Origin of the sequence: Pseudomonas sp. P39-UII1 (genome assembly GCF_039672635.1) — a bacterium.
In the GTDB taxonomy this organism is placed as follows: domain Bacteria; phylum Pseudomonadota; class Gammaproteobacteria; order Pseudomonadales; family Pseudomonadaceae; genus Aquipseudomonas.
The window spans coordinates 57,975-78,938 of sequence record NZ_JBDFPP010000010.1 but is presented as its reverse complement, the minus strand read 5'-3'; the positions used below and the strand labels follow the sequence as shown (position 1 = coordinate 78,938).

Sequence of the window (20,964 nt, the reverse complement as noted above, 5' to 3'; positions counted from 1 at the left end):
CGGTTTACCCGCGAGGAGGCCAATGAAGTCTAACGCTGGCCACCGTCCGAGCCGGCCCCCTGGCCACCCGTTCCTTCCGACCCCGTGCCATCCATACCCGGCAGGTCGCGGTTGTCATTCTGCCTGGCGGGCGGGCTTTCCGGGTCATTGCCCTGTATGCGCGGGTCGGTGTCCCGCGGCATGGGCTTTTCGATCGGGTTGAGGGTGCTGTCGACACCCGGTTTTGGCGCCGGGTTGTGCGGGTCGTCAGGGTAGGTCGGGCCGGTGCCAACCGCCAGGGCCAGCGGGGCGGCGAGCAGGGTGGCGAGCAACAAGCTGGTGCGGATCATCATGGGCAGGCTCCTTTGCGAGGGTAGGGCACGTATGTCTGTTCGGCCCTACCCGACGCACCAAGGTGCCATTACGCCGATCAGCGGTCACACCACCGTCGACAGCGCCATGATGAAAATGATGCCGACTACCGACAGGATGGTCTCCATCATGCTCCAGGTCTTGAAGGTTTCGGCCACCGTCATGTTGAAGTACTGCTTCACCAGCCAGAAGCCGGCATCGTTGACGTGGGACAGAATCAACGAGCCAGCGCCGGTGGCCAGCACCAGCAGCTCCCGGTTGACCCCGGGCACCAGGTCGATCACCGGTGCGACGATACCTGCACCGGTGATGGTCGCCACGGTCGCCGAGCCCGTGGCGATGCGGATAACCGCCGCCACCAGCCAGGCCAGCATGATCGGCGAAATTTCCGCCTGCACCGCCATCTGCCCGATCACGTTACCGACACCGGTGTCCACCAGCATCTGCTTGAAGCCACCGCCAGCGCCGACGATCAACACGATGGCTGCGGTGGGTGCCAGGCTCTGGTCGAGCATCTTCATGATCTGCTGCCGGGTGAAGCCACGCGCCGAGCCGAAGGTGTAGAACGCCAGCAACAAGGCAGCGAGCAGGGCGGTGATCGGGTGGCCGATCAAGTCCATCCACTGGCGTACGATGTGTTCGGCTGGCAGGACCACGTCAGCGAAGGTCTTGAGCAGCATCAGTACCACCGGCAGCAGTACGGTGACCAGGGTGATGGTGAAGCTGGGCAGGTTGCTTTGATCGGACTCCTTGGCAATCTGGTCCATCAGTTCCTGCGACGGGTTGCCGGGGATGTAGCGGGAGATGAAGTTACCGAACAGCGGGCCGGCAATAATCGCCGTAGGTAGCGCCACCAGCAGGCCGTAGAAGATGGTCTTGCCGATGTCGGCCTTGAAGATGCCGATCGCCAGCAGTGGGCCTGGGTGCGGCGGCACCAGGCCGTGAACCACGGAAAGCCCTGCCAGCAGCGGGATGCCGATCTTGATCAGGGATACCCCGGAGCGTCGGGCGACGATGAACACCAGCGGAATCAACAGCACGAAGCCGATTTCGAAGAACAGCGGGATGCCCACCAGAAACGCGGCGAACATCATCGCCCAGTGCACGTTCTTCTTGCCGAAGGCGCGGATCAGGGTTTGCGCGATCTGGTCGGCGCCGCCGGAGTCGGCCATCAGCTTGCCGAGCATGGTGCCCAGCGCGAGGACGATGCCGACGAAGCCGAGCACGCCACCAAAACCGTCCTGGAACGATTTCATGACCTTGGCCACTGGCATGCCGGACGTCAGGCCGAGAAAGCCCGCAGCAATGGTCAGGGCAACGAAGGGGTGGACTTTGAAATGGGTGATCAGCAGGATCAGCCCGATGATGGTCACCAGGGCGTCGAGCAGCAGGTAGGTATCTGTAGCCAGTCCGAACATGGTTTTAAGGCCTCGGTCTTATCGTTGTTTTTGGCGTTGCTTTTAATTGAACTTTCGCCGTTTCAGGGCATCGAGACAGCGCTGTCTTTGGTGAGCCGGATAAACCGCCGGGTCAGGCGGTCCGCGCCAGGTTCCGCTCACCGCAGGGCTTTAGCCAGGCGTCTACCGACTCGGCCAGCGCTTCGATGGGCAACGTGGCATCCAATGGCAGCGTCAGGGGCTCGCCATGGGGAGATTCAAGGGCGGCGAACTGGCTGTCGATCAGGCTTGCCGGCATGAAGTGGCCAGGGCGGGCGAGCACGCGCTTTTCAGCTTCGGCAGGGGTAAGCTCGAGGAATACGAACACCAGCCCCGGCATCGCCTCGCGCAGGGTGTCGCGATAGCGGCGCTTGAGAGCCGAACAGGTGAGGATCGGGCGTTCGCCATCCTTGACCGTGGCTTGCAGTTCCTGGCCAAGGCGCACCAGCCAGCCGGCTCGGTCGTCGTCGTTGAGGGGGGTGCCAGCACTCATCTTCTTGATGTTTTCGGCAGGGTGAAACGCGTCGCCTTCAATCAGGCGGCCGCCGCTTCTGGCGGCAATGGCAGCACCGACGCAGCTTTTGCCGCAACCGGCCACGCCCATCACCACAATGGCGGACAGGGGAGAATTCATCAGTACCTCCTGCGGGGCGAGATAGCGCTGTCTCGTCGTGGACGAACGGCTACTCCCCGGTGTTATTGATCTTGTCGTTACGCAGTATGGACGCTTGGCAGAAGGCGTGTAGCGGCCACCACCAAAGATTACATTGCCTGCGTCCTGAGACAGCGCTACCTTAGTGACCGTTCCCCTCCCTTGCAAGTAGTAAAATTACAACATTCATGTCCCGATCAGGCTCCCGCACTACCGGTCGTCCCACCCTGGCAGAAGTCGCCAGGCTTTCCGGGGTTTCCCCGATTACCGCCTCCCGCGCGCTGCGCGGCGTCAGCACCGTTGCCCCGGAATTGGTGGAAAAGGTGGTGGCCGCTGCAGCCAGCCTGGGCTATGTCGCCAACCCGGCCGCCCGGGCGTTGGCTTCTGCACGCAGCCAGTCGGTGGTGGTACTGATCCCGTCGCTGTCCAACCAGCTGTTCATCGACACCCTGGAGGCCATCCACGATGTCATGCGCCCCCGCGGGCTCGAAGTACTGATCGGCAACTATCACTACGATATCGACGAAGAAGAAAACCTGATCCGCAACTACCTGGCGTATCAGCCGTGCGGCATGCTGCTCACCGGCTTCGACCGCAGCGAGGCTTCGCGGCAAATGCTGACGGCCAGCGGGGTGCCCTGCGTGCACATGATGGAGCTGGGCGGCGAGGCGGGTGCGTTGTCCGTCGGTTTTTCCCAGCAGCAGGCCGGCCGCGCGGCCGCGCAGCACTTGCTCGAGCGTGGTCGGCGGCGCCTGGCGTTCATCGCCGCGCAACTCGACCCGCGCGTGATGCAACGGGCCGAAGGCTTCCGCCAGGCTTTGGCCGAGGCAGGCATGGCCGCGACCGAACTTGAAATCCTCTCGCCGCAGCCCTCGTCCATTGCACTGGGCAGCGAGTTGTTCAGCCAACTGCTGGCGCAGGCGCCGGATGTGGACGGCATTTTCTTCTGCAACGACGACCTGGCCCAGGGCGCGGTGCTGCAGGCGTTGCGGCAGGGGATCGAAGTGCCGCGCCAGGTGGCGATGGTCGGTTTCAATGACTTGCCGGCCTCAGCGCACATGGTGCCGCGCCTGACCTCGATCCGTACGCCACGGGCTGCCGTCGGTCGGGGCGCGGCACACGCGTTGCTGGCCTTGCTCGATGGCAAGCGCGTGTCCACCGAGCAGCAGGACCTGGGGTTTGAATTGATGGTGCGCGAAAGCTCCTGACTTTTATTTGTCACTAATGACTAAGTGATATCAGTTCGCTTGCATGCTTTCGGCGCCGATCTATGCTCAGGAAACCCCGCGCACAAAGGACCCCGGCGCCATGTTCGATTTTCATCGCAAGTCAGATTTGATCGAAATTCAGCGCACTCGCCAAGCCCTTGCCGAAGCCCAGGCAAAGCTCGCGGCGATCAGCCGTTCCATGGCAATGATCGAGTTTGCCCCCGATGGCACCATCCTCGACGCCAATGCCCATTTCTGCCAGACCATGGGTTATACCGTCGAAGAGTTGCGCGGCAAGCACCACCGGTTGTTTTGCGACCCGGCCTACGTGAAAACGGCCGAGTACCAGCAGTTGTGGCGGGAGCTGGGGGAAGGCAAGGCCATCAGCGGGACATTCGAACGTGTCGACAAGGCGGGCCGCGAGGTGTGGCTCGAAGCCAGCTACATGCCGGTGCGTGATGAGCTGCAGCACGTGACCAGCGTGATCAAGGTGGCCTCCGATATCAGCCAGCGGGTAAAGGAAGAGCACGAAAACCAGAGCCTGCTCAAAGCCATCGGCCGCTCCATGGCTGTGGTCGAGTTCAACCCGCAGGGGCGGGTGATCAAGGCCAACCAGAATTTCCTCTCGACCATGGGGTACCGCCTGGAAGAGGTGGTTGGCCGCCACCATGGGCTGTTCTGCCTGGCGCATGAGCGCGAGTCGGCCGGGTACCGCGAATTCTGGGCGTCGTTGAACCGCGGCGAGTACCACTCGCATCGCTTCGAGCGGGTCAACAAGCAAGGCCAGACGGTGTACCTGGAGGCTTCCTACAACCCGATCTTCGACAGCAAGGGCCGGCTTTACAAAGTGGTCAAGTTCGCCAGCGACATCACAGCGCAGGTCAGCACTCAGCAGAGCGCGGCCGAAGCGGCGCATGCCAGCTCTGTGCAGACCGACGCCTGCGCCCGCAAGGGTACCGAGGTGGTGCAGCAGACGGTGCAGGTCATCGAACAGATTTCCCAGGAGCTCAATGACGCGGCGCGCAGCATCGATGCGGTCAGTAAACAGTCGGATGTGATCGGGCAGATCGTTTTGACCATCCGCGGCATTGCCGACCAGACCAACCTGCTGGCCCTGAATGCCGCCATTGAGGCGGCCCGCGCCGGTGAGCATGGTCGCGGCTTCGCCGTGGTCGCCGACGAGGTGCGCAGCCTGGCTGCCAGGACCAGCAAGGCCACCTTGGAAATTGTCGATGTGGTGCGGCAGAACCATGACCTTTCGCTCACCGCAGTGGCCAGCATGCAGTCGAGCCTGACGCGCACGGGGCGAGGCGTTGCCCTGGCGAACGAGGCCGGCACGGTGATCATGGAAATCCAGCAGGGCTCACGCCACGTGGTCGATGCCATCAGCCAGATCAACTCGACGCTGCAATTGCACTGAGGGCATCCGCCAGTTCGCGCTGCAGGGCCTGCAGGCTGGTTTTAAGCCGCAACTGCAGCGCGTCGGTCGGCAAGCCTTCGGCCTGGGCCTGTTCGATGGCTTCGCAATCGCGCACGACTGCGCGCACCTTGAGCATCTTGGCGCCGCCCTTGATGCGGTGGGCCACCGCACGCACCGCGTCGCGGTCCGGCGCTGTGCCCAAGGCATGCAGCGCGGCCAGGTCTTCGCTGGCGCTTTGCGACAGCTGCTCGAGCAGGCGCCGCACCAGTTGCTCGTCGTCCTGGGTAAGGTGGCGCAACTCGTTCAGGTTGAAACCGCTGCCACTTGGCACACCTGCAGCAGCACCGGGGCGGGCCTGCGGTAGATGGGCTGCGAGGGTGCGCAGGCCGAGTGGCTTGAACAGGCAATCGTCCATGCCGCTGGCGAGGCAGCGCTCGCGCTCCTCTGCTTGAGCATTGGCGGTAATCCCGAGAATCTTGCAGGCGGGCAGACCAAGCGCCTGCTCCTGCTGACGAATCCTGCGCGTCAGGTCGTGGCCATCCATGACCGGCATGCTGCAATCGGTGATCACCAGGTCGAACGCCGCTTGCTGCCAGTGATCCAGGGCCGTTTGACCGTCCTCTGCCAAGGTCACCCGATGGCCCAAGGTGGTCAGCTGTTTTTCCAGCAGCAGCAAATTGGCGGGGTAATCATCCACCACCAGGATGTTCAATGGCCCGTGTTCGCCTTCCTGGGCCGGCGTTTCGGCCTCGGCGGGGGCGGGCGCTTCGCTGACGGGAAGTCGAAGTTCGACCAGCACCTTGGTACCTACGCCCTCGACGCTTTGCAGGCTCAGTGTGCCGCCCATCAGCTCGGCCAGGGTCCGGCTGATGACCAGGCCCAGGCCTGCGCCTTGGCGTGCCCGCGGGCCTCGCGCCTGGGCGAAGGCACTGAACAGTCGCGCCTGGTCCGCCGGGCCAATGCCAATGCCGGTGTCGCGCACGTTCAGCTCGACCAGCACGGCATTGCTTGCGGTTGCTGGCTGAATCACCAGGCTGGTTTGCACCTCGCCGCGGTCGGTGAATTTGATGGCATTGCTCAACAGGTTGGAAAGAATCTGCTTGAGCCGCAGGGCGTCTGCCAGTACCCAGGCGGGCGCGTCAGGCAATTCGCTCTGCAGGCGAAGGCCCTTGGTTCGTGCATTGCCCTCGAAAACCCTCAAGGTGCTGCGTACCAGTTCAACCAGGTCGGTAGCCACCGGTTGCAGGGTCATATGGCCGGATTCGACGCGTGAGATATCCAGAATGTCGCCGATCAACCCCAGCAGGCCAATGGCCGAATCGTGCGCCGTCTGCAGCGCCAGGACGTCGCAGCGCCCGGCTCGGCCGTCTTCGAGCGCCAATTCGAGCAGGCCGATCACCGCATTCATGGGGGTGCGAATCTCGTGGCTCATGGTTGCCAGGAAGGTGCTCTTGGTATGGCTCGCCTGCTCTGCGTCGTCTTTCGCCTGGCGCAGTTGTTCGAGCAGCCCGCGGCTCAGTGCCAACTGCTCCTGCAGCGCGCGTTGGGCTTCTGTGCGCTGGTGGATGAGCTTGCGCAGGTAGCTGTTCCAGAACACCACGCCGGCCAGCACCAGTGCAGACAGCACCAGTACCTGCAGCGCCAGCGTACGGTAATTGCGCCATGGGCTGTCGCTGACCAGGCTGCTGGTGCGCCAACGGTTGACCAATTGGTCCAGCTCCTCTGGCGGGATGCTCAGCAGGGCCTTGTCGAGAATGGCCTGCAGTTGCGGTTGGCCGGGGGCGACGGCGAACGCAGCCAAGGCCGGGTTTTCGCCGAGCACGCTGGCAATGCGCAACTTATCCTTGAAGACCTGGTTGATGTAGTACGTGGCATTGATGTGGCTGCTGTAGGCGACGTCAGCGCTGTCGTTGGCCACGGCTTCCATGAGCCTCAGGGGGTTGTTCACCTCGACGACCTTGGCCTTGGGGTAGCGGCGCTGCACCTCGGCGCGCAAGGGGGAGCCACGCACCACGGCAATGCGCTGGCCATCAAGGTCTCTGGATTGCACCTGCCACCCCGCCTGGTTGCGCGTTACCAGGACCCGCGGGCTTACCAGGTAGGGGCGGGTATAACGCAGCTGGGCCGCACGCTGCGCGCCGTAACCCAAGGCACCGATCATTTGCGCCTCGCCACGTGCCACCTGCTCGACCATGGTCTGCACGGCATTGCGCTCGATGAACTTGAAGTGCAGCCCGGTGCGCAAGCCGATCCGCTTGAGCAGGTCGATGGTAATGCCTGTCGGTTGCTGGCGGGCATCGTTGAAGGTCAGCGGGGCGAGTGCCGTGTCGATCAGTACGCTGACCGTCGGGTTGCGATCGATCCAGGCCTGCTCTTCAGCGCTGAGCGCTGACAAGTGACGCTCGAGCAGGATGCTGGTGTTGCCGCTGCTCCAGCGGCGCAGGATGCTTAAACGTTCACTTTCGGTAATCTTCCCCAGGGCTGTATCCACCAGGCGACGAAGCCGTTGGTTGTCACTGGCCAGGGCGAAAGAGAAACTCCCGGGAGGCACCTGGCAGAAATGGTCGATCCTTACCAGGCCCTGGTAGCTTTTGCCGATGAGATAGTCGGTACTGATGGCATCGCCCAGGTACGCATCCGCATCGCCCATCTCTACCGCCGCCAGGCCGGCCAGGGTAGAGCGATAGAAACTCAGTTGAGCCTTGGGGTAGAGCGTGCGGACCGTTTCGCCCGGCAAGTAATGATCGACCATTGCCAGGCGCAGGCCGGCGAGGTCTTTGTCGTTTTTCAGGGTGCGCCCTTCGCGGGTAACGATGACCGGCAAGTCGTCGGCGTAGGGCTGGCTCAGGCTTAGCTGGGCATCGGCGGCTTCGAAGCCGTTGGAGCTGCCCAGCAAGTCGATCTTGCCATCACGCAGGGCAGCGATCGCCTCATGGCGGTTGGAAAATCGCCTGACTTCGATCGGTATGCCCAGTTGCTCGGCAATCAGCCCGGCATAGTCTGCGCTGAGGCCTTCATAGTCGGCCTGGCTGATGTTGATATCGAACGGCGGGTAATCGGGGCGGGAGCTACCCAGCAGCAAAGCCTTGCGTTGCTGCAGCCATTGCCGGTCTTCGCTGCCCAGTTTTAGCGGTGGCGCAGCACTGATGGAGCGCGCCAGCAGCTGCCGTGGCTCGGCGTCGGCGAGGGTTGCAGGGGAGCAGCAGGCCAGGCCGATGGCCATGAGCAGGCCTGCCAGCGAGCGTTTCATGGCGATTGCGGGCCTACTTGACGTAGTTGCGCGTGGCCAGGTCAACCATTTCCACCAATGATTCAGTCTTGAGCTTGTCCATGATGCGTCCACGGTAGGTGCTGATGGTCTTGGCACTGAGGTTCATGCAATGGCCAATGTTCTTGTTGTTCTCGCCACGAGCCAGGCGTCGCAGTACCTCCATCTCGCGGTTTGACAGGCTGCCCAGCCGCGCCGCCTCGCTTTCCAGGGAATTGCTGTTGACCGACATCTGCGGAAAGGTGGAATAGCCCTTCACCAGCGCCTTGAGTGCAAAGACGACAGCCTCGAGGTCTTCATCCTTGGTCACGAAGGCGCCAATGCCGGCGTCCAGGCAGCGGCGTACGTACAGGTCGGTGGCTTGCCCGGTCAGCACCATGATCCTTGGCACTTTGGGTAGCTGCTGCAGGCGCTTTATCACCTCCATGCCGTCAAGCCCCGGAAGCCCGATGTCCAGTACCACCACATCCGGTTGCAGGTTGCGTGCTACCTGCCCAACTTCACTCCCATTGTCGACCTCACCAATAACTTGAAAGCGCTCGCGCTCAAGCAACATGCGCAGCGCGAAGCGGACGGTAGAGTGATCGTCGACGATCAGCACGGTTGTCATGAGGAAAACTCCTGTCGAAATGTGGTCCGTTTCCCGCGGTTATCAGGAATACGTCTGCAAGGTCTTTCTGCAGCGCAGCACGATACTTCCATTCCGACGCCTTGATAATGGCGAGTATAGATCTGTTGACTAAGCGGGCTGACTTTGTTGAAAAATCCTACAAAAACGGCTGAGGGCGGGCATCGTCAGAGGCATCTCGACGCTGCCTGCCCTCGGTAGCTGCTTATGCGCAGGCGGCGTGAGGCTTCGACACGCGCTGGGTAGAGGCAGGGTTGTTGCTGAGCGCCTGGCCGACGCGCGGGGGGCGGGCCAGCAACTGGCCGGCGCAATTTGGGCAGCGGCCCTGGAAGCGGGTTTCGGCACAGTTGCGGCAGAAGGTGCATTCGAACGAGCAGATCAGCGCGTCAGGGCTGTCGCCCGCAAGATCAACGTCGCAGCATTCACAATTGGGGCGTAGCTCGAGCATGGGCGTGACTCCGGTCCGCGCAATGGAGCCTGGAGTCTGCTACGGCACCTGGCAGGTTGGCAATGGTCAATCACCCGGGCGATAGAGGTGTGCGTGCCCTGCGCGGTACAAGGCTGACGCGGCGAACGGTGCGTCCCCGAGCACGTGGCCGACGAGGATCAGCGCCGTGCGGCGAAAGCCCTTGGCGGCCACCTGTTCGACGATAGTGCCAAGCGTGCCGCGGGCCCAATCCTGATCCGGCCAGGTTGCACGGTGCACCACGGCGACCGGGCAGTCGAGACCGTAATGGGGCACAAGTTCGTCGACGATACGGGCCAGGTGCTTGACCCCCAGGTGGATGGCCAAGGTACTGCCATGGCGCGCCAGGTCGCTCAGTTGTTCGCCAGCAGGCATCGGTGAGCTGTCGCCGTAACGGGTGAGAATCACCGTTTGCGCGACCTCTGGCAGGGTTAGTTCACAGCCCAGCAATGCGGCGCTGGCGGAGGTGGCCGTAACGCCGGGGATGATCTGGTAACCGATATTCAACTCGCGCAGATGGCGGATCTGTTCGCCGATGGCGCCATACAGGCTGGGGTCGCCACTGTGTACCCGGGCCACATCCTGGCCTTTTATATGGGCCGTGTGCATGGCCTCGATGATCTGGTCCAGGTGCAGTTCGGCACTGTTGATGACTGTCTCGGCCTGATGGCCCTCGAGCACTGCCGTCGGCACTAGAGAGCCGGCGTAGATGATCACCGGGCACTGACGGATCAGGCGTTGCCCCTTGACCGTGATCAGCTCGGGGTCGCCGGGGCCGGCGCCGATGAAGTAGACCGTCATGAAGATTCCTTGCAGGTAATGGATGTAGCGATTATCCGCCGCAGGCGAGGGCGAGGGTAGCGGGGCCAAGCGATTGCCGCGTCACCTGGAGCCTGGCATTGCCGTGGTCGAGGTGCGCGAGGGCCAGGGCCGCGCTTTCCGCGACACCCCAGCAGCCGCTGTGGGCGTGGGCCAGCGCAGAGCGATGGCTGAGCAGGGGCTCGAAGGGGTGCAGCTGGCTGGCGGTGAACAGCATCAAGGGTAAGCCGTAACGTTTGGCGAGTTGTTGCAGGCCTGGCTCGTCGGCCTTCAAATCGATGCTGGCAATGCCGCGCAGCGCTGCCAGCGCCAGGCCGTGGCTTTCCAGGGCCTGACGCAGCAGCGTGTCGAGCACGTCCACCGGGCAGCCCCGGCGGCAACCAAAGCCGGCGTACAGGGCCGGCGGTGGGTGCTGGTTTGCCATCAGGCGTGGCTGGAGCGGCGGTACAGCCAGGCGCTGAGCAGGCCCAAGGCCAGCCAGAAGGCGGCATTGGTTACCCAGGATGCGATCTTGAACTGGGTTTCCAGGGCCTCAGGAGCCAGGCTTTGGTGGACGTCGGGTTGCGGAGCACCGATCACGTGGGGGACTGCCAGCAAGACCACGCCGATCACCTTGAATAGCCAATGGCGGGCGAACACCAGCAGCGCCAGCCCCAGCCCGGTGGCGGCAGCGGTGCCGATCCACCAGCTTTGGCGCTGGCCGAGGTCGGCGGCGGCGGTGCCGGGCAGCTCCGGCGGCAGGCCCAGGGTGGGCGCCAGGCAGAACACCGCAAACCCGGCCAGGCCCCAGAGCGCACCGGTGCTGACGCGGTTGGGTTCACGCAGGCTGTAAAGCGCAGCGAGGATCAGGGCAAAACCGACGGCGACGACCAGGTTGCCACCGGTGGTGGACAGGATGCGCTGCCAGCCGTCCTCTGGCGACCAGGCCTCGGCACTGTGTTCATGGCCTGCTGCATGTTCGTGGGCAACGGCCGCTTCGCCGTCATGGCTATGGTGCTCGGCGGCAGGGGCTGCCGATTCGTAGGTTTCCGCCTGGAGGATCAGCGGGGCGACCCAGAAGCTTTGCAGCAGGGTCAGCAGCAACGCTGCAAGCAGGCCGCTGAACCCGGCGGTGCGGGCAATGCGCTTGATCATGGGGCGGTCTCAGTGGCAGGGGAAGGCGGCGCTGTGGCGGGTGTCGTGGGCGGCGTTGTGCACGGCTTCGATGTGCGAGAAGCCGGCGAAGTAAATCAGGCACAGGCCAAGCAGGCTGGCGCCGGCGGCGATGATGACGCGCTGGCTGAGGGTGACGGGGGTGGCGATGGTGTGTTTGGCGCTGGTGGTGGGCATGACGCGTTCCTCTGCTTTGCTTTTTATAGGGGCAACGGGGCACAGGCGAGCGCGACAGCCCCGGGCGTGGATGGCCCAGGGGAATGCGACAGCGCCCGCCCACCGCGGGGTGTTCATGAACGCCAGGCCGGTCTCCGGGCTTGCGAGGAGGAGCAGGGCTCCTGTGAACGCGTCACCTTCCCATGCCGTACTGCTTGGCACAGTGGTCTAGACGCTTCGCTCGCTTACCGTTGCGGGGGCAGCACCGGAGTTGTCGGGCCCTGGTCGAGGGCCTGCGACGCACCGGTTTCCCGTTTCACCCCCGTGGGGGCACCTGAACGCAGGGTGTAAGGAGAGCACGGGGCAGGGGTGGCGTCAATTGGTTGATGGGGTTGGGGGGAGGCGGAGTGGGACGCGAAGGGGGCTCCTTGAATGCCGTGGTGGTGCGCAAATCGAGCGCCGCCCGCGCGGCGCTCGGTCGCCAGGGCGCCACAAATCTCAAGCCATGAGTTGACCACCCGCCACCCCCCGCGTAGCCTTGCCGCTTCGAGGTTCTTCGGCCAAACCGAAGCTAAGACGGGAACGCGGTACAAGCCGCGGCTGCCCCCGCAACTGTAAGTACCGGCAACGGATCGACACAGCCACTGCGCCCAGGCGCGGGAAGGCGTCATCCCGCCAGGCTCTTGTCTGATCAAGGCCTGAACGGTGCAAGCCAGGAGACCTGCCTCGCAACGATTTCGACTTTCAACCGGGCGGGGTGATCCGGTGGCGAACGAGCCCGGCCGGCCTGGCCCGAGGCTTTCGTCCCGCATGCCCGCGCCATCCTGCCAAGGGCAACGCGACATGAAAACACTGGCCAAGCTCCCCGTCACCATCGTCACCGGCTTCCTCGGCTCGGGCAAGACCACCTTGCTCCGGCACATGCTCGACAATGCTCAGGGCCGTCGCATCGCGGTCATCGTCAACGAGTTCGGTGAGCTCGGCATCGACGGCGAAATCCTCAAGCAGTGCAGCATCGGCTGCACCGAGGAAGAGGCCAGCGGCCGTGTCTACGAACTGGCCAACGGCTGCCTGTGCTGCACCGTGCAGGAAGAGTTCTTCCCGGTGATGCGCGAACTCGTGGCCCGCCGCGGCGACCTCGACCACATCCTCATCGAAACCAGCGGCCTGGCCCTGCCAAAACCGTTGGTACAGGCCTTCCAGTGGCCAGAAATCCGTAACGCCTGCACCGTCGACGCGGTAATCACCGTGGTCGACAGCCCGGCCGTGGCCGCTGGCACCTTCGCCGCCTACCCCGACCAGGTCGACGCCCAGCGCAAGCTCGACCCCAACCTGGACCACGAATCGCCGCTGCACGAACTGTTCGCCGATCAGTTGGCCAGTGCCGACCTGGTGGTCCTCAACAAAGCCGACCTGATCGACGCCGAAGGCCTGGCCAAGGTGCGCGCCGAAGTCGCCGAAGAACTGCCGCCTGCGGTCAAGGTGATCGAAGCCAGCAGCGGCCGCCTGCCGCTGGACGTGCTGTTGGGTATTGGCGCTGAGTCGGAAGCGCACATCGATGGCCGTCGCACCCACCATGACGCCCACCATGACGGCGACGACGATCATGATGACCACGACCATGACGCCTTCGATTCCATCTCCATCGACCTGCCGGAAGCCGACGAAGCCCTGCTGCTCGACGCCTTGACCCAGCTGGTAGTGGAGTTCGGCATTCTGCGGGCCAAAGGTTTCGCAGCCATCCCCGGCAAGCCGATGCGCCTGCTGGTCCAGGGCGTGGGCACCCGTTTCGACAAGCACTTCGACCGTGCCTGGCGCGCTGGCGAGCCGCGCATGACCCGCCTGGTACTGATTGGCCAGGACCTCGATGCCGCGCAACTGGAAGCGCGCCTGCGCCAAGCCCTGGGCGCCTGACCCATGCACCTGCTGCGGACCCAGCCCGGCGGCTTCGTGCCGGACGACAGCATCGCCGACCTCGGCCAGACACCCGCCGAGCTGGTGATCCTCTGCAGCGGCGACTCGCACCTGGCACTGCTCGCCGAAACCGCCGAGCAACTGCCAGACGACTTTCCCAGCCTGCGCCTGGCCAACCCCATGCAGGTGCAGAACCATGCTTCGGTCGATCTGTATATCGACGAGGTACTGCGCCATGCCAAGGTAATCCTGGTGTCGTTGCACGGTGGGGTCGGCTATTGGCGCTATGGCGTCGAGCAGTTGGTCGAGCTGACCGCGCGCGGCGTGCAGCTGATTCTGGTGCCGGGTGACGACCGCCCGGACCCTGAGCTGACCGGCCTTGGCACCGTTACCGGTGAACCGGCCGAGCGCCTCTGGCACTACCTGCGCCAGGGCGGCAAGGCCAATGCCGTCAACCTGTTCAAGTGCCTGGCCAACCAGTGGCTGGGCCGCGATTACAGCTGGGACGCGCCGCAGCCGCTGCCGCGCACATCGGTCTATCACCCGGCCAAACCCGCGGCGGCCCTGGAAGACTGGTACGGCGAGTGGCACCCGGACTACCCGGTGGCGCCGCTGCTGTTCTACCGTTCGCACCTGCAGGCGGCAAACACTGCGTTCATCGACGTGTTCTGCGAACGCCTGCAGGCCGCAGGCCTCAACCCGTTGCCGATTGCCGTCGCCAGCCTCAAGGAAAGCGCGTGCCTGGAACAGGTCGAACGCTGGCTGGACGACGTTGGGGCCGAGGTGTTGATCAACACCACAGGTTTTGCCCTGTCCAGCCCGGAGCGCCCCAACCTGCGGCCGTTTCGTCGCGACATCCCGGTGCTGCAGGCGATCTGCGCGCAGGACAACCAACCCGGTTGGGAAGCCAGCGAGCAGGGCCTGGGTGCCCGCGACCTGGCCATGCACATTGCCTTGCCCGAGCTGGACGGGCGCATCATTACTCGCCCGGTGAGCTTCAAGGACATGGCCTGGCGCAGCGAGCGCAGCCAGTCCGACGTGGTCTGCTACCGCGCCCACCCCGAGCGCATGGACTTCGTGGCCGAGCTGGCAAGGCGCTGGGTCGAGCTGGCGCGCCTGCCCAACGGGCAGAAACGCGTGGCGCTGTTGCTGGCCAACTACCCGACCCGTGACGGGCGCATCGGCAATGGCGTCGGGCTCGACACCCCCGCAGCCGCCCTGAACATTCTCAAGGCGCTGCGGGCAGAAGGTTACCCGCTCGACGCACTTCCCGGCAGCGGCACGCAGCTGATTCACCAGTTGCTCGGCGGCGTGACCAACGACCTCGATCACCTCGACCAGCGGCCCTGTGCGCAGAGCTTGAGCCTGGTGGATTATCAGGCCGCCTTCGCGCGCCTGCCCGTCGCCAACCAGCAAGCGGTGCTGGAACGTTGGGGCCCGCCCGAGCAAGACCCGATGTACCGCAGCGGCCGGCTGATGGTGGCCGGCCTGCGTTTTGGCCTGACCTTCGTCGGCATTCAACCTGCGCGCGGTTATCAGGTCGACCCCAGCGCCGTGTACCACGACCCCGACCTGGTGCCGCCGCATGGTTACCTGGCGTTCCATTTCTGGCTACGCCATGCCTTTGCTGCCGATGCGGTCATCCATGTGGGCAAGCATGGCAACCTCGAGTGGTTGCCAGGCAAAGGCGTGGGCCTGTCCGCCCAGTGCTGGCCGGATGCGCTGCTGGGCCCGTTGCCGAACATTTATCCGTTCATCGTCAACGACCCGGGCGAGGGCGCCCAGGCCAAGCGGCGCACCCAGGCGGTGATCATCGACCACCTGATGCCGCCGCTGACCCGCGCCGAAACCTACGGCCCGCTGCGTCACCTGGAGCAACTGGCCGACGAGTTCTACGAAGCGCAGATGCTCGACCCACGGCGTGCCCGTGAGTTGCAGCGCGACATCCTTGAGCTGGTCAAAGCCAACCACATCGACCGCGAGTTGCAGTTGGAAGGCCAGCTGGATGATGCTGCCGTGTGGTTGCCGCGCCTGGACACCTACCTGTGCGACCTCAAGGAATCGCAGATTCGCGACGGCCTGCACGTGTTCGGCGAGTCTCCGCAGGCACGCCTGCGGCTCGATACCTTGCTGGCCCTGCTGCGCGTCGAGCGCGCAGATGGGCGCGGCGGCAACGCCAGCTTGCTGCGCACGCTCGCCAAGGCTTTGGCGTTAGGCTTCGACCCCTTGGACTGCGACCTCGGCCAAGCGTGGGAAGGGCCATGCCCAACCCTGCTGCAAGCCATCAGCCAAGCGCCGTGGCGCACCTTCGGTGATAGCCGCGAGCGTCTCGAATTGTTGGCGTTGCAGGTCATCGAGCAAGCCTTGAACGGCGAACTGCAACTGCCCGCCGAGGCGCAATGGCAGGCGGTGCACGAGGTGGTCCAGGCCTTGCTCGAGCAGGTGGCACCCAACCTCGACGCGTGCGGGCCAGCAGAAATAAACGGCCTGCTCGCAGCCCTGGCGGGCCGTTTCGTGCCGGCCGGGCCCAGCGGCGCACCCAGCCGCGGCCGCCTGGATGTACTGCCCACGGGCCGCAACTTCTATACCGTGGATGTACGCAACCTGCCCACCACCACGGCCTGGCGCCTGGGTTTTTCCTCGGCGAACCTGATCCTCGAGCGCCATTTGCAGGACCATGGCGACCACCTGCGCCAGCTCGGCCTGTCGGTGTGGGGCACGGCGACCATGCGCACCGGCGGTGATGACATCGCCCAGGCCATGGCGCTGATGGGGGTAAGGCCGGTGTGGGCCACCGGCAGCCAGCGCGTCGACGATTTCGAGATCCTGCCACTGAGCCTGCTCGACCGCCCGCGGGTGGACGTGACCTTGCGCGTCTCGGGGTTTTTCCGTGATGCGTTCGGCAACCTGATCCGTCTGTTCGATGCGGCGGTGCAGGCCGTGGCGGCGCTGGACGAGCCGGATGACCTCAACCCCTTGGCCGCGCGCGTGCGCAGCGAGCGTGAAACGCTGCAAGCGCAAGGTGTGCAAGCCGAGCAGGCCGCACGCCAGGCCGGCTGGCGGGTATTCGGTGCCAAGCCCGGCGCGTATGGTGCCGGGGTGCAGAATGCAATCGATGGCCGCCTGTGGAACAGCCGTGACGACCTGGCCGAGGTGTACCTCAATCATGGCGGCTACGCGTATGGCGCCAGCGACGAAGGCACCCCCGCGCGGGCCCAGTTCGCCCACCGCCTGGGCCAGGTGCAGGCGGTGCTGCAGAACCAGGACAACCATGAGCACGACCTGCTCGATTCCAACGATTACTACCAATTCCAGGGGGGCATGCTGGCGGCGTCCGAGACCTTGTCCGGCGAGCGGGTGGCCAGTTATCACGGCGATCACAGCCAGGTCGACCGGCCGCGTATCCGCACCCTCAAAGAGGAATTGAACCGCGTCATACGTGCCCGCGCCCTCAACCCCAAGTGGATCGACGGTGCCAAGCGGCATGGCTACAAGGGCGCCTTCGAGCTGGCGGCGACAGTCGACAACCTGTTCGCCTTCGACGCCACCACGCACCTGATCGACGACCATCATTACCAGTCGCTGGCCGATGCCTACGTGCTCGACCCGGCGACGCGCGACTTTATGCGCGAGCATAACCCCGAGGCCTTGCGTGACCTCACCGAGCGTTTGCTGGAGGCCCAGCAGCGCGGGCTCTGGGAAACCCCCGGTGAATACCGCGAAGCCTTGGAGGAACAACTGCTCGACGGCGAGGAACAGGCTTGAAATGAGTGACCCCGTACAGTTTCCCCTGGCGGCCGTGGTCGGCGCCGACGACCTCAAGCTGGCCCTGTGCCTGACTGCCATCGACCCGAAGATCGGCGGCGTGCTGATCGAGGGGCCACGCGGCATGGCCAAGAGCACCGTGGCCCGTGGCTTGGCCGACCTGCTTGGCGAGGGGCCGTTCGTGACCTTGCCGCTGGGCGCCAGCGAAGAGCGCCTGGTCGGCACCCTCGACCTCGATGCGGCGCTGGGGCAGGGCAAGGCGCAGTTCTCACCGGGGGTGCTGGCCCAGGCAGATGGTGGCGTGCTGTATGTCGACGAGGTCAACCTGCTGCCCGACACCTTGGTCGACCTTTTGCTGGACGTGGCTGCCAGCGGCACCAACCGGGTTGAGCGTGACGGTATTTCCCACCGGCACAGTGCGCGTTTCGTGCTGATCGGCACCATGAACCCCGAAGAAGGTGAGTTGCGCCCGCAGCTGCTCGACCGCTTTGGCCTGAATGTGCTGCTCGAAGGTTTGCCGGCACCAGAAGCGCGTCAGCAGATCATTCGCCGTCGCCTGGCTTTCGACACCGACCCGCATGCGTTCTGCGAGCAATGGGCCGCCGCCCAGGCGCAACTGCGCGAGCGCTGCCAGGCGGCGCGCCAGGGCTTGGCGGCCATCGCCCTGGACGACCAGGCCCTGGCCTGGATCACCGAGCGTTGCTATGCCGCCGGGGTCGATGGCCTGCGTGCCGACCTGGTCTGGTTGCGCGCCGCCCGCGCGCATTGCGCCTGGCGCGGTGGTGAAGCGATCGAGGAGGGCGATGTCGATGCCGTGGCAGAGTTCGCCCTGCGTCATCGCCGGCGTGCGGCGCCAGAAGCCGCTGCGCCTTCAGCGCCGCCTGAGGTGGGCGGCCGCGATGCGCCCAGCCAGGGCGGGCAGGGCGATTGGGGGGCGCTGCCCGCGCAACCGGTGGCCAGCGGCGCCAGGCGCGAGGTGCCGAACTGGGCAAAAAAGCCCTGAGCATCCGCCCTGCGGGCAAGGTGGCGGATGCCCTGCCGCGTGTCGGCAAACTGGCCGGTAGCAGCCGCGGGCGCGTACGTGCAGCGTCGGCTGGCCGCGTGGCCTGGCTTGCCACTTTGCTCAAAGGGCGGCCGCGGCAGCGCCAGGACCTTTGCTGGCAGCAGCGTCAGGCCCAGGCCGCTGAACTGTGGCTGGTCATCGTCGATGCTTCGGCGTCCACTCGCCGCTATCAGGCACTGGCACAGAGCAAGGGACTGTTGGCCGAGGTCTTCGACCAGGCATATCGCCAGCGTGCCCGCCTGGCGTTGCTGACCGCCAGCGGTGCCGGCCCGCAGTGGCAGCGCCATGGCCTGAAAGCCTCGGCAGCACTTCAGCCGTGGCTGCAAGCCCTGGGCGCGGGTGGCGGCACGCCCTTGATTGCAGCGTTGGAGCAAGCCCGACACTGGTTGCTGGCACGGCAGCAGGCCCACCCTCAGGAGGTGCAGCGTTGCCTGGTATTCACCGATGGCCGCCTGCAGCGCTGGAATACCTTGCACCCCATGCCGTGTGCCACGTTGTTGGTGGACATGGAATTGGCGCCAGTTCGGCTGGGGCGCGCGCGGCAGTTGGCCATACAGTTACAGGCCGAATATCAGCATCTTGAACAATTCAGGATAAAAGACTGAAGGCGAGGGCGCGACACTATGTCGCAATGGCAAAAGTTGCCGGAAGGGTAATGGCAAAGTTGCACAAGTGCGTGCGAGGCACGCACTTGCAGGCGACGTACTGGAATTACTTGGGCATCGACCAGGGTTGCAGGTCATAGCCTTTCTGGCACAGTTCGGCGCGCACTTCCTCGATCAGGCTAGCCCACTGCGCAGGGTCGGAGTAAATGCGCGAGGACACTTGTTTGCTGCCGATACGGGTGTTGGTCCGGTCGACCACTGCCAGGCTCAGCTCACCCGTACCGTTGGGTGCGTCCCAGGCAACGCACTGGAAAGGTTCGAAGGCGTGGTCGGCGATCAGCAGTGCTTCGTTTACACGGAGCTGGGCATTCATGGTTCGGTCTCTCTATGGTCCCAAACATCGAAATTCATGTCCGCGTTACTGCAATGGCGCTTCAGGTAATCGCGATCTGCAGTGCGGGGTTATTTGTACTGATGCTCCCTGTTGGGGGTGAAGTCACACAGTCACTGTAATTTTTTCACTGTGAAACATTTTTTTAATATCCTGCGCCGCCTGTGACGCTGATTAAATTGAAAAATTCCCGACTGGCGTAGTGGCCAAAGAATTCGGCAGACAGACGGTAGTGGGCGCCGTCAGGTTCGTTGCTACTGTTAAGCAGGCGCCGCAACTTACTGTTTTCACGTAAAAAACCACAATTTGGCGCCAAGGAACGGTCATGCACGAAACCGCCTCCCTTCGTCGCTTGCTCATCGTCGACCCCTGCGACGATTGCCACCGCTTGCTACCGGGCCTTGAGAGTGCCGGCTGGGACGTCCACAGCTGTAGCCTGGACCTGGCGCTGGAGCACCGCTGCGATATCGGCCTGCTGCGCCTGCAGGAGTCGCACCTGCGTCACCCCGACGCGGTAAAAGACATGATCAAGCGCAGCAATACCGAATGGATCGCCGTGCTCAATGCCGAGCAACTGCGCATGCAGAATGTCGGTGACTTCGTCTGCGAGTGGTTCTTCGATTTCCACACCCTGCCGTTCGACGTCTCCCGGGTGCTGGTGACGCTGGGCCGTGCTTTCGGCATGGCACGCTTGCGCGGCAAGGGGGCGGTGCCTGTCGATGGTGTGGAAGACGAATTGCTGGGGGACAGCCGACCGATTCTGGAGTTGCGCAAACTGCTGGGCAAACTGGCACCGACCGAATCGCCGGTGTTGATCCGCGGCGAGAGCGGCACCGGCAAGGAGCTGGTTGCACGTACCCTGCATCGTCAGTCGCAGCGCTGCGAAATGCCGTTCATCGCCATCAATTGCGGGGCAATCCCGGAGCACCTGATCCAGTCCGAGCTGTTCGGGCATGAAAAGGGCGCGTTCACGGGTGCGCACCAGCGCAAGGTGGGGCGCATCGAAGCCGCTCACGGGGGTACGCTGTTTCTCGATGAAATTGGCGACTTGCCGCTGGAGTTACAGGCTAATTTGCTGCGTTTTCTGCAAGAAAAACACATCGAGCGGGTGGGCGGCAGCCAGCCGATACCGGTGGATGTGCGGGTGCTGGCGGCCACGCACGTGGACCTGGAGCGGGCCATCGAGCAAGGGCGATTTCGCGAGGACCTGTATTACCGGCTCAACGTGCTTCAGGTGGTGACAGCGCCACTGCGCGACCGCCATGGCGACCTGTCGATGCTGGCTAACCATTTCTCCCACTTTTACAGCCTGGAAACAGGCCGCAGGCCACGCACCTTCAGTGATCACGCCCTGGCTGCCATGGGCCGGCACCACTGGCCGGGCAATGTGCGCGAGCTGGCCAACCGGGTGCGCCGCGGGCTGGTGCTGGCCGAGGGGCGGCAGATCGAGGCCCAGGACCTCGGCCTGCACGTGCTGGAGCAGGAGGAGCAGCCCTTGGGTACGCTGGAAGACTACAAGCACCGGGCGGAACGCCAGGCGCTGTGCGATGTGCTGGACCGGCACAGCAACAACATGAGCATTGCCGCGAAGGTGCTTGGGGTATCGCGGCCAACGTTCTATCGGTTGCTGCACAAGCACCAGATTCGCTGAAACCGCGGCCCCGTGAGGG

19 protein-coding genes and 2 riboswitches are annotated in these 20,964 nt (G+C 64.4%); of the genes, 7 read left to right on the top strand and 12 right to left on the bottom strand.

The features are described from left to right. Positions 1-29 precede the first annotated feature (29 nt). From ABEH27_RS14780 to ABEH27_RS14770, 3 genes are all read right to left on the bottom strand, one after another. Positions 30-329, bottom strand: a complete 300-nt coding sequence (locus ABEH27_RS14780; RefSeq protein WP_346614412.1) for a hypothetical protein — start codon at positions 327-329, stop codon at positions 30-32. Between the two features lie 87 nt (positions 330-416). Further along, the gene (locus ABEH27_RS14775; protein ID WP_346614298.1) at positions 417-1,769 is read right to left on the bottom strand and encodes a GntP family permease; all 1,353 of its coding nucleotides are present in this window, start codon (positions 1,767-1,769) and stop codon (positions 417-419) included. A gap of 112 nt (positions 1,770-1,881) precedes the next feature. Further along, positions 1,882-2,421 (bottom strand): gluconokinase, encoded by a 540-nt coding sequence (locus tag ABEH27_RS14770; RefSeq protein WP_346614297.1) that lies wholly within the window; start codon positions 2,419-2,421, stop codon positions 1,882-1,884. A gap of 206 nt (positions 2,422-2,627) precedes the next feature. On the opposite strand from ABEH27_RS14770, the gene ABEH27_RS14765 reads away from it, so the two are divergent. Together ABEH27_RS14765 and ABEH27_RS14760 are read left to right on the top strand one after the other, a co-directional pair. Next, positions 2,628-3,647, top strand: a complete 1,020-nt coding sequence (locus tag ABEH27_RS14765) for a LacI family DNA-binding transcriptional regulator (protein ID WP_346614296.1) — start codon at positions 2,628-2,630, stop codon at positions 3,645-3,647. A 100-nt stretch (positions 3,648-3,747) separates the two neighbouring features. Further along, complete coding sequence (locus ABEH27_RS14760) at positions 3,748-5,067, top strand: PAS domain-containing methyl-accepting chemotaxis protein (protein WP_346614295.1); 1,320 nt, start codon at positions 3,748-3,750, stop codon at positions 5,065-5,067. Here the strand turns inward: ABEH27_RS14760 and ABEH27_RS14755 are convergent. The 7 genes from ABEH27_RS14755 to ABEH27_RS14725 all read right to left on the bottom strand — a co-directional run bounded on the left by ABEH27_RS14755 (position 5,042) and on the right by ABEH27_RS14725 (position 11,577). Continuing rightward, positions 5,042-8,317: a transporter substrate-binding domain-containing protein gene (locus tag ABEH27_RS14755; RefSeq protein WP_346614294.1), complete on the bottom strand. Its 3,276-nt coding sequence runs from the start codon at positions 8,315-8,317 to the stop codon at positions 5,042-5,044. The genes ABEH27_RS14760 and ABEH27_RS14755 overlap by 26 nt on opposite strands. Positions 8,318-8,330: 13 nt before the next feature. After that, on the bottom strand, positions 8,331-8,945 hold the full coding sequence (locus ABEH27_RS14750; RefSeq protein WP_346614293.1) for a response regulator transcription factor: 615 nt from the start codon (positions 8,943-8,945) through the stop codon (positions 8,331-8,333). Positions 8,946-9,168: 223 nt separating this feature from the next. Continuing rightward, positions 9,169-9,411: a DUF1272 domain-containing protein gene (locus ABEH27_RS14745; protein ID WP_346614292.1), complete on the bottom strand. Its 243-nt coding sequence runs from the start codon at positions 9,409-9,411 to the stop codon at positions 9,169-9,171. A gap of 66 nt (positions 9,412-9,477) precedes the next feature. After that, complete coding sequence (cobM, locus tag ABEH27_RS14740) at positions 9,478-10,230, bottom strand: precorrin-4 C(11)-methyltransferase (protein WP_346614291.1); 753 nt, start codon at positions 10,228-10,230, stop codon at positions 9,478-9,480. A gap of 31 nt (positions 10,231-10,261) precedes the next feature. Next, positions 10,262-10,672 (bottom strand): cobalamin biosynthesis protein, encoded by a 411-nt coding sequence (locus tag ABEH27_RS14735; protein WP_346614290.1) that lies wholly within the window; start codon positions 10,670-10,672, stop codon positions 10,262-10,264. Further along, the gene (locus ABEH27_RS14730; protein ID WP_346614289.1) at positions 10,672-11,382 is read right to left on the bottom strand and encodes a CbtA family protein; all 711 of its coding nucleotides are present in this window, start codon (positions 11,380-11,382) and stop codon (positions 10,672-10,674) included. Before ABEH27_RS14730 ends, ABEH27_RS14735 begins: the two co-directional genes overlap by 1 nt. 9 nt (positions 11,383-11,391) lie before the next feature. After that, complete coding sequence (locus ABEH27_RS14725; RefSeq protein ID WP_346614288.1) at positions 11,392-11,577, bottom strand: CbtB-domain containing protein; 186 nt, start codon at positions 11,575-11,577, stop codon at positions 11,392-11,394. Between the two features lie 107 nt (positions 11,578-11,684). Beyond that, positions 11,685-11,909: riboswitch (cobalamin riboswitch) on the bottom strand. Between the two features lie 179 nt (positions 11,910-12,088). After that, positions 12,089-12,300, top strand: a riboswitch (cobalamin riboswitch). Positions 12,301-12,399: 99 nt separating this feature from the next. Between ABEH27_RS14725 and cobW the strand changes: the two genes are divergently transcribed. The 4 genes from cobW to ABEH27_RS14705 all read left to right on the top strand — a co-directional run bounded on the left by cobW (position 12,400) and on the right by ABEH27_RS14705 (position 18,903). Then, positions 12,400-13,470, top strand: a complete 1,071-nt coding sequence (cobW, locus tag ABEH27_RS14720) for a cobalamin biosynthesis protein CobW (protein WP_346614287.1) — start codon at positions 12,400-12,402, stop codon at positions 13,468-13,470. A gap of 3 nt (positions 13,471-13,473) precedes the next feature. Continuing rightward, positions 13,474-17,235 (top strand): cobaltochelatase subunit CobN, encoded by a 3,762-nt coding sequence (gene cobN, locus ABEH27_RS14715; RefSeq protein WP_346614286.1) that lies wholly within the window; start codon positions 13,474-13,476, stop codon positions 17,233-17,235. 1 nt (position 17,236) lies between these two features. Continuing rightward, positions 17,237-18,238: an AAA family ATPase gene (locus tag ABEH27_RS14710; RefSeq protein WP_346614285.1), complete on the top strand. Its 1,002-nt coding sequence runs from the start codon at positions 17,237-17,239 to the stop codon at positions 18,236-18,238. A gap of 98 nt (positions 18,239-18,336) precedes the next feature. Next, entirely contained in the window at positions 18,337-18,903 is a 567-nt protein-coding gene (locus ABEH27_RS14705; RefSeq protein ID WP_346614411.1) for a VWA domain-containing protein, read from the top strand. 106 nt (positions 18,904-19,009) lie between these two features. Here the strand turns inward: ABEH27_RS14705 and ABEH27_RS14700 are convergent, their stop codons facing one another. Then, on the bottom strand, positions 19,010-19,276 hold the full coding sequence (locus ABEH27_RS14700; RefSeq protein WP_346614284.1) for a hypothetical protein: 267 nt from the start codon (positions 19,274-19,276) through the stop codon (positions 19,010-19,012). A 163-nt stretch (positions 19,277-19,439) separates the two neighbouring features. After that, a complete protein-coding gene (locus ABEH27_RS14695; protein ID WP_346614283.1) occupies positions 19,440-19,625 on the bottom strand; it encodes a hypothetical protein in 186 nt (61 codons plus the stop codon). Here ABEH27_RS14695 and ABEH27_RS14690 point away from each other — a divergent pair. Then, positions 19,620-20,945 (top strand): sigma-54 dependent transcriptional regulator, encoded by a 1,326-nt coding sequence (locus tag ABEH27_RS14690; RefSeq protein ID WP_346614282.1) that lies wholly within the window; start codon positions 19,620-19,622, stop codon positions 20,943-20,945. The two genes, ABEH27_RS14695 and ABEH27_RS14690, sit on opposite strands and share 6 nt — an antisense overlap. Positions 20,946-20,964 lie beyond the last annotated feature (19 nt).

Coding starts and splice junctions, on each gene's coding strand:
- ABEH27_RS14760 (WP_346614295.1), top strand. CDS start 3,748: ATGTTCGATTTTCATCGCAAGTCAGATTTGATCGAAATTCAGCGCACT.
- ABEH27_RS14780 (WP_346614412.1), bottom strand. CDS start 329: ATGATCCGCACCAGCTTGTTGCTCGCCACCCTGCTCGCCGCCCCGCTG.
- ABEH27_RS14730 (WP_346614289.1), bottom strand. CDS start 11,382: ATGATCAAGCGCATTGCCCGCACCGCCGGGTTCAGCGGCCTGCTTGCA.
- ABEH27_RS14750 (WP_346614293.1), bottom strand. CDS start 8,945: ATGACAACCGTGCTGATCGTCGACGATCACTCTACCGTCCGCTTCGCG.
- ABEH27_RS14725 (WP_346614288.1), bottom strand. CDS start 11,577: ATGCCCACCACCAGCGCCAAACACACCATCGCCACCCCCGTCACCCTC.
- ABEH27_RS14770 (WP_346614297.1), bottom strand. CDS start 2,421: ATGAATTCTCCCCTGTCCGCCATTGTGGTGATGGGCGTGGCCGGTTGC.
- cobM (WP_346614291.1), bottom strand. CDS start 10,230: ATGACGGTCTACTTCATCGGCGCCGGCCCCGGCGACCCCGAGCTGATC.
- ABEH27_RS14700 (WP_346614284.1), bottom strand. CDS start 19,276: ATGAATGCCCAGCTCCGTGTAAACGAAGCACTGCTGATCGCCGACCAC.
- ABEH27_RS14710 (WP_346614285.1), top strand. CDS start 17,237: ATGAGTGACCCCGTACAGTTTCCCCTGGCGGCCGTGGTCGGCGCCGAC.
- cobW (WP_346614287.1), top strand. CDS start 12,400: ATGAAAACACTGGCCAAGCTCCCCGTCACCATCGTCACCGGCTTCCTC.
- ABEH27_RS14775 (WP_346614298.1), bottom strand. CDS start 1,769: ATGTTCGGACTGGCTACAGATACCTACCTGCTGCTCGACGCCCTGGTG.
- cobN (WP_346614286.1), top strand. CDS start 13,474: ATGCACCTGCTGCGGACCCAGCCCGGCGGCTTCGTGCCGGACGACAGC.
- ABEH27_RS14735 (WP_346614290.1), bottom strand. CDS start 10,672: ATGGCAAACCAGCACCCACCGCCGGCCCTGTACGCCGGCTTTGGTTGC.
- ABEH27_RS14755 (WP_346614294.1), bottom strand. CDS start 8,317: ATGAAACGCTCGCTGGCAGGCCTGCTCATGGCCATCGGCCTGGCCTGC.
- ABEH27_RS14745 (WP_346614292.1), bottom strand. CDS start 9,411: ATGCTCGAGCTACGCCCCAATTGTGAATGCTGCGACGTTGATCTTGCG.
- ABEH27_RS14690 (WP_346614282.1), top strand. CDS start 19,620: ATGCACGAAACCGCCTCCCTTCGTCGCTTGCTCATCGTCGACCCCTGC.
- ABEH27_RS14765 (WP_346614296.1), top strand. CDS start 2,628: ATGTCCCGATCAGGCTCCCGCACTACCGGTCGTCCCACCCTGGCAGAA.